Here is a 13077-nt window from a genome sequence, read left to right as displayed (position 1 = left end):
TTCCGTCATCGCTTTTGCACCAGCACCGTCGATAAGACACTCGCGACGAGACTGTCCTATTGGGCGCCGCCCAACATACGCTTGACGACCAGCGCGAGCGGCACCGTGAAGCAGAAATGCGACATGAAGCCGCCAATGATCACGTTGGGGTCGTAGTAGTTCGGATGATTGGTCGACGCGATCATGATGGCGACGTGCATCACGATCCACGCGAACATTCCATAGAACAGCGCAATAAAGGTGGCCTCAAATCCGCGTCGACGAAAGTATGGCCACAGCATCGCAAACAAGATGCCCCACGCGGCGGCGAATACGAAGTGAATGCTCGTGCCGATCATATAGGACCATATACCGATCGCTTCTTGAAACGCCTTCCCGAAGACCAAGCCGGTTGCGTTTCGTGGAATGCCCGCGAGTGGCATCAGATGCTGTACGCCCACCCAAATAAGCGCTTCGTAGATCCAGATAATCACGGCGCCGACGAAGCCGCCGGCCGCACCGGCACGGAGCGTCATGCGCATCGACGCAGGCGATTCAGATGTGGAAATTCGATGACCGGATGACTCGATGCCGGGCGTATGTGAGTGCGTTTGCATCTGTACGGCCTCCCCTGACTGAGCACGATTTCATTGATGCAAGAACATAACTTGAGTGGCCTAACGGTAGAGAATGGGGTTAACCAGTTGCGATACCTGGTCGACCTCGCGTCGCAGCTCCGCAAGTTCCAAGTCGCCGGCCTTTCGGCCGCAGTTGATCGTCTCTTTCGACAGGGAAGCCGATAAACGTTTTAGATGGGATAGGTGTGATTTCGCATAGCATGCCTCGATATCGGCGGCCTAGGGCCGATCCACGCGTAGGCTGAAGATCGGCTGCGGCGAATGAGGCCCGTGCGTCGCGACCCACTCGGCCGACAGCGTGCATTTCAAAGTAAAAACCCTACACGCCCCTACACCGTGAGACCCAGATCTATGTCCGTGGACGCGATGCATCCAAGAGGGGGGATCCCGCAAAAAGCGACGTGCACCATAGATTCCATGCCCGACGCGATCGATAAATGCTTAAGCTGCTATGCAGATTAAGGGAAAACCCTAGAATGAAAACCCCTTTAATTCGCGACTTATGCCGCTACTCAAAATGATTCTTCGCATCGCTCTATGCATTTCCGTCGGCCTGCCGATCGCCGCCGTCGCTGCCGGGAACAGCACTATCGACCGCACGCAGGTTGTGGCCGAGCTCCGGCAACTGGAGCAAATGGGATACACGCCTTCAGAAAACGATCCGTCCTATCCGGCCAACATGGAGGCAGCGCAGCGGCGCTTGCAACTCGCCGCTGCGTCGAAAGTGAACGATTCCGTCGACTCTGCGCTCGGCGGAGCGCCCTTTGTCAGTCAGGCGTCCGGGCACGGAAAGTAGGCATCGTGACGCTCAAAACTTGTGCATGATTCCCGCTTCGACGAGCGTCTGATTCTTCCCCGATGACGGACTCGTCGTGTAGATCTGCGCGAATGCGTTCGGCCCGCTCGCGCGCTGATAAATGCCGATCAGAAAAAGATCCGTGCGTTTCGACAGAAAATAGTGCGAGGCGATATCAATTTGGTTGTAGTGCGTCGAGCGCCCGATCGAATAGTCGCCGTGCGTGTACACATACGCGACGCCCATTTCCCACGCCGGCGTGATGTACCTGTACGCCGCGCCTTCGAGGTTCTGCAGACGCAGACCGGTCGAATCCGAGTAGTTGAACAGGACGTTCGTGTAGTTGCCGAGCACGTTGAACCAGCCGAAGTCATACGTGCCGCCCACGCCCATGATGCGCTGCTGGTTCGTACCCGCACCGCCCGGGCTCGTCACGAATGGCGAGCTGAAGCCCCAGCCGGTGCTGTCCACCGCGCCGCTCGTAAGATTAGACGGATTCGCGTTGCTGCGCCGGTTGAACTGCGTGAACGCCGCGGCGACCTTCAACCGTCCGCGCGCATAAGTGACGCTGCCGCTGTAGCCGTCATTGTTCGAGAACTCCGTCGAGTTGGAGAACGCAAAACTTCCCGCGAAGCTGAAGCCCGCGAAATTCGGCGATGCATAGCGCACCGCATTGTTGAAACGGTTCGTGAAGAACATGTTGTCGTTGTCGCCGATGTGCGCGCCGTAGCCCGCGAACACGTTCGCCGATGTCGCAAACCACATCGTGTTCGTCATCTCTTCGTACTGGCGGCCGAGCGTGACGGTGCCGAGCGACCGGTTGCTCAGGCCGACGTAGGCCTGACGTCCGAACATGCCGCCGAGCATCGCGCCATTGGTTATGTTGAAGCCGTTTTCCAGCGTGAAGATCGCCTGCGTGCCGCCGCCGAGATCCTCGACCCCGCGCAGGCCCCAGCGCGGCGGCATCATGCCCCCGTTCGACAGCGCGTACAGGTGATTGCCCTTCGCGTTGCTCACGAATTCCAGTGTCGTCGAAAGCACGCCGTACAGTGTCACGCTGCTTTGCGCGTGTGCCGTTCCTGCGATCGACAGCCCTATCGCCACGCCGGCAATGCCGACGATGGCGCGCGTCGCGCTTGCATTGAATCGTTGCGTGATCTCCTTCACCTTCTGTCTCCTTATGTAATCCGCTTTTTGTCGCGATATTTTCGGGCGTGCGCCTGCCCGTCCGGCGAAGCCGCCGGAAATGACCTGCGCGTCAGTGAGTGGATAGCGCCGTGCGGCGGCTCAGCGATGTCCGAGCGCCTGCACGTCGCCGGAAGGAAGTTCGTCGGCGTCTTTCGAGCGCGATCCCATGAGGATCGGCGCGAGTTGCAGCACGGTCGCCACGACCACGAGCGTGACGCGTACCGTCCAGCCGCCTTCGTAGAAACTCGCGAAAATCGCGGGCGGCCCGAGCAGAACGCCGAGATACGTCGCCTGCGAGACGAGGCCGCTCGTGGCCCCGAGTGTCGCGGGCGTGGGCGCGGCGCCGGGCACCATCGTCCAGATGGTGCCGTTCACCGTGCCGATGCCGAGCGAGAAGGCGCACACGGCCACCGCTGCGCCGACGAGCGCCGTCGCCGGAAGATACATCACGATGCCTCCCGCGAGCATCACGATGCCGCCCGTGATCGCCAGCATCCACGTCTTCGCGCCCGCCTTGAGCAAATGCCCGACCGAGAGACAGCCGATCGCGACGAACACCTCGGCGAGCGTGCCGATGCCCGCGGCCGAAGCTATCGAGATCTGAAAGCGCCTCGCGAGATAGACGGTCAGCGCGGCCATGATGCCCGTCTGGATGAATGCCGACGCGCCCGACGCCAGCGCGACCCGATACGGCGCACGGCTTCTCAGCACGAGCCAGATGTCGGAGAGACGCCGGTCCTGCGTGTTCGCGTGCTTGCGCGGCAGTAGGAACGCGAGCGCGACGAGCACGGCCATCAGCATCGCGTGGCCGCCGAACGCCCAGCGCCACATCTCGCCGCGCTGGGCGAGCGGCGCGACGAAGGACAGCGTCATGCCGATGCCCACCGCAGTATGCGACGTCCACAGCCCGAGCGCGATGCTACGGCGCGCGCCGCTCGTCGTACGCATGATGAGCGTCACCGCGCCGACCGTCAGCGACAGATAGCCGACGCCTTCCAGCAGGCGGCTCACGAAGAGCGCGGTCAGATCGTGCGCGAAGAACACGCCGAGATTGCCCGCGAACGCGAACACCGAGCCGCCGAAAATCACGCGCTTGTCGCCGATGCGGTCGACGAGCCAGCCAGCGAAGAGTGCGCCGAGCGCGGTGATCAGCGACGGTATCGAAATGACCCAGCCCGACGCCGCATGCGAAAGATGAAAATACGTGGCGATATCGCCGATGACCGGCACCGACTGCGTGACGAGCGACGTCGCCACGGTGCCATAGATGTACAACAGGATGATGCAGGGCCAGCTTCCGGCTGTGAGCATCTTCGTCTCCTAAGGATGGCCGGTCTTTTGCCGGCTCATTTTCTCGTATGGTTTTATCAAACTCAAAAAGCGGCCGCTACCGTTGCCTCCACTCCAAAAGGCGAATCAGGTTGCCGCCCATGATGCGTTCCAGGTCCGCGCCCGACAGCCACGCGAGACTCTCGCTGAAATGCGTGACGCACTGCCGATACGGATGATGCAGCCGCGACAAATCGCTTCCCCAGATGATGCGGTCCGGGCCGAAGGCATCGAAGACGCGGCGAAGCGTGGCGTCGAGCGATCGGAATGGCCAGGGATCGAGTGCGTAATCGCCGACTGCGACGGCCTTCACATGCACGTTCGAATAACGCGCCAGCGCGAGCAGCTCGGGCAGATGATCGAATGCGCCCGGCCCCGTCGCGCCGCGCGGCACGCCGAGATGATCGACGACGATCCGCAGCTTCGGATGCCGCTCCGCGATCTTCGCCACTTCCGCGAGCGCGCCGGGGATCAGCAACGCGACGACGAGGCCGGTCTCTTCCGCGATCGGCCAGAGTGCGTCGTAATGGCCGTCGAGCAAGGGCGCGATGCGCTCTTTCGTATTGAAGAGAAAGCGCATGCCGAGCATGCCCGGCGTCTCGCGCCATGTGCGCAAACGTTGCGCGGCGCGCTCTGTGTCTTCGGGCGGCACGTCGAGCAGGCCCATCACTGCGAAGCGGTCCGGCGCGGCTTGCGCGAGTTCGAGCGAATAGGCATTGCGACGCGCATCCCATAGCGGCGGCACGAGCACCGCGCGCGCTACGCCCGCCTGCTTCATCTCGGACTCGAGCACGTCCTTCGTAATGGGCGTGCGCCGATGGTGCCCGGTCGATTCTCCGTCTGGCCAGGCGTGAACTTGAGCATCTACGATCTGCATGAGTGTTGTTGTCCGTTGTATTCGTATGAGCGGATCAGTTGTCGCCGAAGAGCCCGCCCGCGCCCGCGATACTGCCGCGCCAGCCCGCCGCCTGAAGCACCGACCAGAGCATCGCCTGATTGCTCGTCACAACCGGCATGCCGAGCGACTCCTCGAGTTCCTGAACAGCCTCGAAGGCGCGCACGTTCGCGCACGACAGGAGAACCGCGCCGGTCGTGTCGTCCACCTGTTTCATCACGACGTCCGCGATCTCGCCCGGCGGCATGTGCGCGGCCACTTTCGCATCGGTGAAGCCGAGCGACACCGTGCGCTGAATCGTCAATCCGGCTTCTTCCAGCGATGCGCGTTCGACGCGCGAGAACTCGTCGCCGAACGGGCACACGTGCAGGATGTTCCGTGCCTGCACGAAGGCGAGCGCTTCCTTGATCGCGACCATCGTATTGGTCGACGGCACGCCGAGCTGCTCGCTCATGCGCGCGGCCAGCGCGACGTCGCAACCCTTGCCGTGCGCGACGCTCGCACCCGTGCAGTTGAAAGCGATCGCATCGGGCGACATATCCTTCACGAAGCCGGCTTCATCGACTGCTTCGAGATACGCGCGCGTCAGCGCGTCCATCGTCACGCGGCCGGCCTCCTTGCGCAGCCTGATGCGATGCACGTGATACGACACCTCGTTCGGGCAGAACGCCCTGAAATCGTCCTCGGCGATGGTGTTCAACGAAGGCACGATCATGCCCACTCGCAAACGCTTCATGGATTCCTCTTGTCTCGTTTCGTGTTGCCAGGTTCGAAATCAGTCTATGGCGACGCGGCTTGCAGGCCCAATCGGAAACGCGCTGTCGCCATATGTTTTTGCTGTATCCGCAAACGACGCGCGTCAGCCGCGCTGGCGCGATTCTTCGAGCACGGGAGCGCTGTCCTCGGCGGTGTCGTCGAGTGATTCGAGCGTCTTGCCGCGCGCCTCGATGCCAATCGTCAGATAGGTCACTCCGCATACGCACAGGCAGAAGGCGAGGAACTGGAACGCGGGAACGATCACCGAGACAGTCGCGGAAGGCATCACGACGTTGCTCGATCCCGCCGTCAGCGCGAGGCCGAGCGGCCCGAGGATCTTGCCGACGGAGCCTGCGAGCCCCGCGTAGCCCGAGCCCGATCCGCGCAGTCGCGACGGCCAGATTTCCGTCGAATACGCCGCGCAGACAGAAAGGCTGCCGTCCGCGAATACGAACGCGAGCAGGAGCGGCAGCCAGAAATACGCGGGCGAGCCGATATCCCCGTGACCTATATAGCCCGCCACGACGAGCGCCGCCGCCGCCGCGAGCGCGAACCAGCCGCCCGTCTTTCTGCGGCCGATCCTGTCGGCGAGCGACGCCGCCGCGAGCCGCGACACGATGCCGAGCACGCTGAAGCCGATCATCACCTTGGATGCGTGCACCGGCGCCATGTGCTGGATCTGCGCCATCAGCGTCGGCGCCCACAGCACGATGCCGTAGTAGCCGGAAATCAGGCCGATGTTGATGAGCGTCGAGGTGAGCATCGGGCGCGGGCACTGGAAGATCTCGAACCAGCTTTGCGAGCGAGCCGGCTGCAAGACGGCGCGTTCGAGTTCGAAATCCGTGCTGCCGAGCGCCCACGCGACGGACCGCTTCGCATCGTCATGACGTCCCTGCAGACTGAGCCAGCGCGGCGACTCCGGAATGTAGAACGCGCCGATCAACGCGATGAGCGCGGGCGCCGCGCCGAGCACGAAGGTCCAGCGCCAGCCGATCGCGGGAATCACCCACGCGCCGCTGAACGCGCCCAGCAGCAGGCCGCCGGTGGTGATCGCCGAAACGACGCCCGTCAGCATGCCGCGCCTGCGCGGAGGCGTGAACTCCTGCACGAGCGCGATCTGGATGAAGTATCCCGCCGAACAGAATCCGATGACGGTCCTGAGCGCCGCCATGTAGAGCCAGCCGCGCTCCGGCGTGAACGCGAGACCGATGCTCGCCGCCGCGAGCAGCAGTAGCGACACGACGAACACGGGCTTTCTGCCGAAGCGGTCGGCCATCGCGCCCCAGACTACGCCGCCGATGATCGCGCCCACGCCCGACGACAGCAGCACCGCACCCATGATGCCGTAGGTCAATCCCCATGGCTTGATGAGGAACGCCATAATGAAGCCGATGAGAAACGCGTCCCAGAACTCCAACATGCTGCCGATTCCGACGAGGCCGATCAGCATGCGTTGATTGCCTGAGAGCGTGGCCTGATCCTGAAATGGGCTGCGCCCGAATTGCGCCTGTAGCATGATATGTCTCCTTTACTGCATTTTATTTTGGATCCCGAAATACATGATCGGCTTGTTTCCTTGGCCATCGGAGATGAAATCTCAGTCTGGGCCCGAATCCCCCGCTATCGCCGCGGCGTTCTGCTTCAGGTTGCGAACGAACGCGCCCTGCACTTCGTTCGGCGTCCAGCCTTGCCGTAACGTGATGCCGAACATCGGACCCTTCCACGGCACGTCCACCGGCAGCGGCGCGAGAAAGCCGAAGCGCCGTTCGCTCAATATCTCCGTCCAGCTGAGCACGGTGAGCATGTCGGAATCGGTCAGCGTGATCCGGATGGTCGAGAGCGAATACGTCTCGATGCTCGCGGGCGGCGGCGAGCCTTCGGAGAAGAGGTTTTCGTAGGCTTCGCGGCGCGGCGAGCCCTTCGGCGGCAACACCCACTGATACCGCCTGAGCGATTCGACGGACACGTCGCGCTCGCGCATCAACGGATGATCGCGACTCGCGACCACGAAGTAGCGTTCGCGATACAGCGGCTCTTCGACGAAATCGAAGGCCTTGCCCGGATTCTTCAGCAAGCCGATCATGAAATCGATCTCGCCGCGCGAAAGCTTGTTGAGCTGCGCCTCGTAAGTGCCGCTCAATACGGTGACGCGCGTATCGGGAAACTGCGCCGAAAGCGCGCGGATCGCATTGACGATGAGAATGGCCGGATCGAGCAGCAGCACGCCCACCGTGACCGAGCGCTCCTTCGGAAACTCATACGCCCGCACTGCCTGAACGAGCGCCGCGATCTGCTCCCAGACGAGTTTGAGACGCTGCGCGAAGGCCTTGCCGGTGTCCGTCGTCGTGACGCCCGCCGCCGTATGCCGATAGAGCTGCGCGCCGAGATTCTGCTCCAGCGTGCGCGCCGCGCGCTGCAGCGAGGCTTCCGTAATGCCGAGCATGCGCGCCGCCGCGCGAAACGAGCCGCGCTCCTCGATCGCGAGGAGACAGCGAATCTGCGTACGCGTGATGCCGCTTGCGAGCGCGAGCGGCGACGCCTTGCGCGTGCTGCCGAGCAACAGCACGGCTTCCTCGGCGGCCTGCAGAATGCGCCGCGCGCGCACGAGCGCCGCGACGCCGACCGGCGTGAGCCAAGTTCCGGTCGTCGAGCGGTCGAACAGCGTGACTTCGAGCAGCGCCTCGAACGCCGCGATGGATGATGTGGTCGCCGGCTGCGAGCGCAGCAGTTCCTGCGACGCCTGAGTGACGTTCTCGTGCCGAGCCACGGCCTCGAACACTCTCAGTTGCCAGATGCTAGGCAGTTCCTGCGCCGCTTTCTCGATCTTCTCGCAGGCTGCCGGCTCGACCTTTCCCATCGCGATCCCGTATCTGAATTCGAAGCGCCGCCCTTCTTCCGTTATTGCGCGGCGACCCGGTTGCTCAACTTGCCGATGCCTTCGATCGACACCTCGCACACATCGCCCGGTCTCATGAACACGGGCGGTTTGCGCGAGAAGCCGACGCCGCTCGGCGTGCCCGTCGCGAGAATATCGCCGGGATAGAGTGGCGCGATACTCGACACGTACTCGATGAAACGCGGGATCTTGTGCACCATCGCGCTCACGGATTCGTCCTGCATGACTTCGCCGTTGAGCGTCGTTTTGATGCGCAGCGCATCGACATCCGCGATCTCGTCCTTCGTGACGATCCACGGCCCGATGGCGCCGCTGCGATAGAAGTTCTTGCCTGGCGTGATCTGGCGCGTATGAAACTGCCAGTCGCGCACACTTCCCTCGTTCATCACAGTGTATCCCGCGATGTGATCGAACGCGTTTTCCTGGCGGATCTGAAATCCTTCCTTGCCGATCACGACGACGAGCTCGCCCTCGTAGTCGAACTGCTCGCTCACTTGCGGATGACGCAGCGTCTGTCCGTGGCCGATGAGCGAATCGCTCGCGCGCGCGAACAAGGCTGGCGACTTCGGCAACTCCTGCACGCGTCCCGCCGCCTGCACTTCGTTGTGATGCTCGGGATAATTGAGCGCGAGACACCAGATATGCACCGGGTCCGCGATCGGCGGCAGGAAGCTCACTTCGTCGATGCGGTAATCGGCTGCACCGGAAGCCGCTTCCGCGATTTCGCGCGGCAGGCCCGCCGCGATGAACGCCTTCAGGCTCGCGTGGCGATCGCCGAAGCGCTTGCCGAGATCGACGACGCCATTGCTCGTCACCGCGCCCCACGTGTTGCGATTGCCGATACTGAAACTCGCGTATTTCACGAATGATTCTCCTTGTAGCGTGTTAAACGAGGCCCGCGTACGAGCCGCCGTCGAGTTGCAGATTCTGTCCGGAGATGAAGCCCGCCTGCGCGCTGCACAGATACGCGCAGGCATCGCCGAATTCGCGCGGATCGCCGAGTCGCTTCGCGGCGATGGTCGCGGCAATCCGCTTCTTCGCCTCGTCGACCGTGATGCCCTCCTTCTTCGACATGCGATCCGCCATGTAGCGCTGACGATCCGTGTCGAAGCGCTCGGGCAGCATGTTGTTGATGGTCACGTTGTCGATCACGGAGTCGCGCTGCACGGATTTGCTGAGCGCCGTGAGCCCGGCACGCACGGCGGCGGACAGACCCATCGTCGCGCTGGGCGACTTGACCATCGCGGACGTGATGTTGACGATGCGTCCGAAGCGGCGGCTGCGCATGCCCGGCACGTAATGCTTGATGAGAAACACCGGCGCGAGCATGTTGCCTTCGACGGCCGCGAGCCAGTCTTCGCGCGACCAGTCCGCGATCCTTCCCGGCTCCGGTCCCGCGTTGTTGTTGATGAGGATGTCCGGTTCCGGGCAAGCATCCTGAAGCGCGGCGCGCCCGGCTTCGGTGCCGAGATCGGCGACAACGACGTGCGGCCGCCTGCCCGTCGCTGCTTCGATCTGCTGCGCGGCGGTGTCGAGCGCATCAGCGTGCCGTCCGTTGATCCAGACTTCGCATCCTTCGCGCGACAGCGCCGTGGCGCACGCGAGCCCGAGTCCGCGCGACGACGCGCATACGAGCGCCTTCTTCCCTGCGATTCCCAAGTCCATGGTTCTTTCTCCCGCGGCCTCAGACCGGAAGCAATGCCTTCAGCCGTGGATAGACATCGAGCGCGTTGTTGCTGAACACGTCCTGCCGGTGGCAATCGCACAGATGCGGCGTCGCGGCGATATAGCGCCCGGTGTCGTCGTAGTGATGGCCGGTCTCCGGATCGATGCCCTTCACCGCGCCGATCATCTCCGAGCCGAACAGGATGTTTCGATGCGGCACGACCTTCGTCAGCAGATCGACGCCCGCCTGGTGATACACGCAGGTATCGAAGAAGATGTTCTTGAGCAGGCCGTCGGCGAGTGTCTTGAAGCCCATGTCCTGCGCGAGTCCGCGATAGCGTCCCCAGTGATACGGCACCGCGCCGCCGCCGTGCGGAATCACGAAGCGCAGCGTCGGAAAGTCCTCGAACAGTTGCGGCGCGAGCAGGAATTGCATGAAGGCGGTGGTGTCGCCGTTCAGGTAATGCGCGCCGACATGATGGAAGCACGGATTGCACGAACTGCTGACGTGAATCATCGCGGGCACGTCGAGCTCGACCATCTTCTCGTAGAGCGGATAGTAGAGGCGGTCGGTCAGCGGCTTGCCGGTCCAGTATCCGCCCGAAGGATCGGGATTCAGATTGCAGCCGACGAAGCCGAGCTCGGTCACGCAACGCTCCAGTTCCCGCACGCAGGCATCGATTTCTTCGCCCGGCGATTGCGGCAACTGGCACACCGCCGCGAAATTCTCCGGATAGAGCGAGCACACGCGATGAATGAGGTCATTGCACACGCGCGACCATTCGATGCTGTGCGCGAGCGTGCCGAGATGATGTCCCATCTGGCCCGCGATCGGCGAGAACAGCGTCATGTCGAGGCCGCGCTCGCGCTGCACGTTGAGCTGCTTGCTTTCGAGCGCTTCGCGCAGTTCGTCGTCGGAGATGTGGAGCGGCGCGCCGTAGCGACCGCCTGCGTTTTCCAGTTGTTGACGCCGCCATTCGTGCAGCGTCTTCGGCACCGTCGTGAAGTGCCCGTGACAGTCGATGATCATGATTGTCGTATCGTTGGTTCGTATCGGATGGAATGCGTTATAGAGGCCACGGAACGATCGGCGTCACCTGCTTCACGAAGCGCTCGGGCGGCCGCTCGCCGGTGTCGTAACTCATGCCCTCGCCAATCTGTATGCGGTTGAACCTGCTCGACGCATTCATCTTTTCGTGCGAGATCCAGTGCTCGTGCATCTGCTCGAACGGGCTCATCCAGTAGTTGAAGATCTGACTGCCGAGCGCGTGGCGGCCGATGCCGCGCACATGGTCATGCGTGCCGCGCGTCATGTGATCGAAGCCGAAGAAGATGTCGTCGACGCCTTCCACCTGATACGACACGTGATGCAAGCCCGCGCGCTGTCCGCGCATCAGGAAGATGACGTGGTGATCGACGAGTCCGTCACCGTGGTCGAGCCGGTCGAACTGGCCGATCACGTTGTCCGGCGAGCCGACGAAAAGCTCGTCGGTCGGCAAGAGACCGAAGGTGCGTTGATACCAGCCGATCACGTCGGCGAGATTCGGCGTGGCGTAGGCCGTATGCGCGATACGCACGACGCGCGCCGGTCCGAGCGCCCGGCTCTCGCCATCCGGCCCGCGCACGACGACGCGTGACGGCAACGGACTCGCACGCTCCTGCCCGGCCACAAGCTCCAGCCAGAAGCCGTTTGGGTCGCGCAGCCGCACGCGTTTGCCGCCGCCAGGCGCATCGAGCGTTTCGATGCCGTGCGCATCGGGCAGCTTCGCGATATCGTCGAGCAGGGATGCATCGCGCAACTCGTAGCCGAAGCTGAGCACGCCCGGATCGCCGAGCTCGGTCACATGCAGGAACGGCGCATCGCCTACGCCGCGCATGAAGAGGCGCTTGTCCTCCCTGTGTGCGACGACCATCCCGAAGTCTTCGAGGAACGCCTGCATTCGGCCGAGATCGGGCGCACTGAGCCTGACAAATGCCATGCCATTGATGGGTGAGGCCACATCCGTCTCCTTCGTTTTATTCTTTCCTAGCCGAGAATGTCGGCGACTTTGCCGTAGAGCTCGTCCACCGTATAACGCTTTTGAATGAGCTTCTGCTCGCAGGCGTACCGGATCGCGGTATCGAGAGAAGCCTGCAACTTCTCGAAACCGACGGGCTGCAAATCGATGCTCCCCGCCGGCGTCTCACCGCCACCAGCCGCGCGGCTCTCGCACAACATGCGGAAGACTTCGCGCACGAGCTCGTCGCTCGTTTGCACGACGTCTTCCCTGATCGCGACGATGTGATTGATCGGCACCACGCCCGTCCGTTCGTGCCAGCGCAGGGCGGCTTCCTTCGGCTCGTCGATGAGCGTGCGAATGCCGGGATCGCCCGACAACGCGCCGCCCGCGATGATCGCGTCGACTTCACCGGCCAGCAGCATCTCTTCCAGGCCACGCGCCGCGGTTTGCTGCGTGACCCACGGCGGATCCGAATATTCGGCGACGTGCGCGCCTTCCTGGCTGAGCCACTTCACGCTTTGCAGGTCGAGGCCGTTTTCATCGGAAAGGATGCCGCGGACCCATGTGGGCGTCGTTTGCGCATACGAGCGCATCGCGATGGTCTTACCGGCGAGCGCGTCGGGTTTCAGGTCGTCCTGCGCGCGGCACAGAACGCTCTTGTGATGGAACATGCCGTTCATCACGAACGGCAGCAGGCGATAAGGCTTGCCCGCTTCATAGGCCTGCAGGAACGTGACGATCGCCAGTTCGGCCACGTCGTACTTGAGGCCGCGCACGACATCCTTGAACGCCTTCTGCGCGGTATCCACGGGCGCGATCTCCAGCGTGACGAGCGGCGAGCGAATCTGCCCGTCCTTCAGCGGTTGCGTCTTCGGGTAAGTCCCGAGCATGGTGCTCAGGTGAATGGTTTCGGTCGCGTTCATGCGCGCCTCCTT

The 13077-nt window shown here is 63.0% G+C and carries 13 protein-coding genes; 1 reads left to right on the top strand and 12 read right to left on the bottom strand.

The window, feature by feature from the left end; translation table 11 throughout:
* Positions 1-56: 56 nt before the first annotated feature.
* Positions 57-521 (bottom strand): hypothetical protein, encoded by a 465-nt coding sequence (locus NCS67_RS26075; protein WP_250437327.1) that lies wholly within the window; start codon positions 519-521, stop codon positions 57-59.
* 598 nt (positions 522-1119) lie between these two features.
* Between NCS67_RS26075 and NCS67_RS26070 the strand changes: the two genes are divergently transcribed.
* On the top strand, positions 1120-1413 hold the full coding sequence (locus tag NCS67_RS26070) for a DUF4148 domain-containing protein (RefSeq protein WP_250437245.1): 294 nt from the start codon (positions 1120-1122) through the stop codon (positions 1411-1413).
* A 12-nt stretch (positions 1414-1425) separates the two neighbouring features.
* Here the strand turns inward: NCS67_RS26070 and NCS67_RS26065 are convergent, their stop codons facing one another.
* The 11 genes from NCS67_RS26065 to NCS67_RS26015 all read right to left on the bottom strand — a co-directional run bounded on the left by NCS67_RS26065 (position 1426) and on the right by NCS67_RS26015 (position 13065).
* Positions 1426-2580 (bottom strand): porin, encoded by a 1155-nt coding sequence (locus NCS67_RS26065; protein ID WP_250437244.1) that lies wholly within the window; start codon positions 2578-2580, stop codon positions 1426-1428.
* Between the two features lie 120 nt (positions 2581-2700).
* Entirely contained in the window at positions 2701-3912 is a 1212-nt protein-coding gene (locus NCS67_RS26060; protein WP_250437243.1) for an MFS transporter, read from the bottom strand.
* Positions 3913-3988: 76 nt separating this feature from the next.
* The gene (locus NCS67_RS26055) at positions 3989-4807 is read right to left on the bottom strand and encodes an amidohydrolase family protein (protein WP_250437242.1); all 819 of its coding nucleotides are present in this window, start codon (positions 4805-4807) and stop codon (positions 3989-3991) included.
* A gap of 34 nt (positions 4808-4841) precedes the next feature.
* Positions 4842-5561: a maleate cis-trans isomerase family protein gene (locus NCS67_RS26050; RefSeq protein WP_250437241.1), complete on the bottom strand. Its 720-nt coding sequence runs from the start codon at positions 5559-5561 to the stop codon at positions 4842-4844.
* A gap of 123 nt (positions 5562-5684) precedes the next feature.
* Positions 5685-7097, bottom strand: a complete 1413-nt coding sequence (locus NCS67_RS26045; RefSeq protein WP_250437240.1) for an MFS transporter — start codon at positions 7095-7097, stop codon at positions 5685-5687.
* An 81-nt stretch (positions 7098-7178) separates the two neighbouring features.
* Positions 7179-8438: a LysR family transcriptional regulator gene (locus NCS67_RS26040; RefSeq protein ID WP_250437239.1), complete on the bottom strand. Its 1260-nt coding sequence runs from the start codon at positions 8436-8438 to the stop codon at positions 7179-7181.
* 41 nt (positions 8439-8479) lie between these two features.
* Positions 8480-9340, bottom strand: a complete 861-nt coding sequence (locus tag NCS67_RS26035) for a fumarylacetoacetate hydrolase family protein (RefSeq protein ID WP_250437238.1) — start codon at positions 9338-9340, stop codon at positions 8480-8482.
* Positions 9341-9362: 22 nt separating this feature from the next.
* Positions 9363-10142, bottom strand: a complete 780-nt coding sequence (locus tag NCS67_RS26030; RefSeq protein WP_250437237.1) for an SDR family oxidoreductase — start codon at positions 10140-10142, stop codon at positions 9363-9365.
* 19 nt (positions 10143-10161) lie between these two features.
* Positions 10162-11172 carry an amidohydrolase family protein gene (locus NCS67_RS26025; RefSeq protein WP_250437236.1) on the bottom strand — a complete coding sequence of 337 codons (1011 nt, stop codon included), beginning with the start codon at positions 11170-11172 and terminating at the stop codon, positions 10162-10164.
* A 37-nt stretch (positions 11173-11209) separates the two neighbouring features.
* On the bottom strand, positions 11210-12142 hold the full coding sequence (locus tag NCS67_RS26020; protein WP_250437235.1) for a VOC family protein: 933 nt from the start codon (positions 12140-12142) through the stop codon (positions 11210-11212).
* Between the two features lie 26 nt (positions 12143-12168).
* Positions 12169-13065 (bottom strand): substrate-binding domain-containing protein, encoded by an 897-nt coding sequence (locus NCS67_RS26015; protein ID WP_250437234.1) that lies wholly within the window; start codon positions 13063-13065, stop codon positions 12169-12171.
* Positions 13066-13077 lie beyond the last annotated feature (12 nt).

Source organism: Caballeronia sp. ATUFL_F2_KS9A (assembly GCF_023630765.1).
GTDB classification, from domain to species: domain Bacteria; phylum Pseudomonadota; class Gammaproteobacteria; order Burkholderiales; family Burkholderiaceae; genus Caballeronia; species Caballeronia zhejiangensis.
The sequence above is the reverse complement of the archived record's forward strand: the minus strand, read 5'-3'. Positions and strand labels throughout refer to the sequence as shown.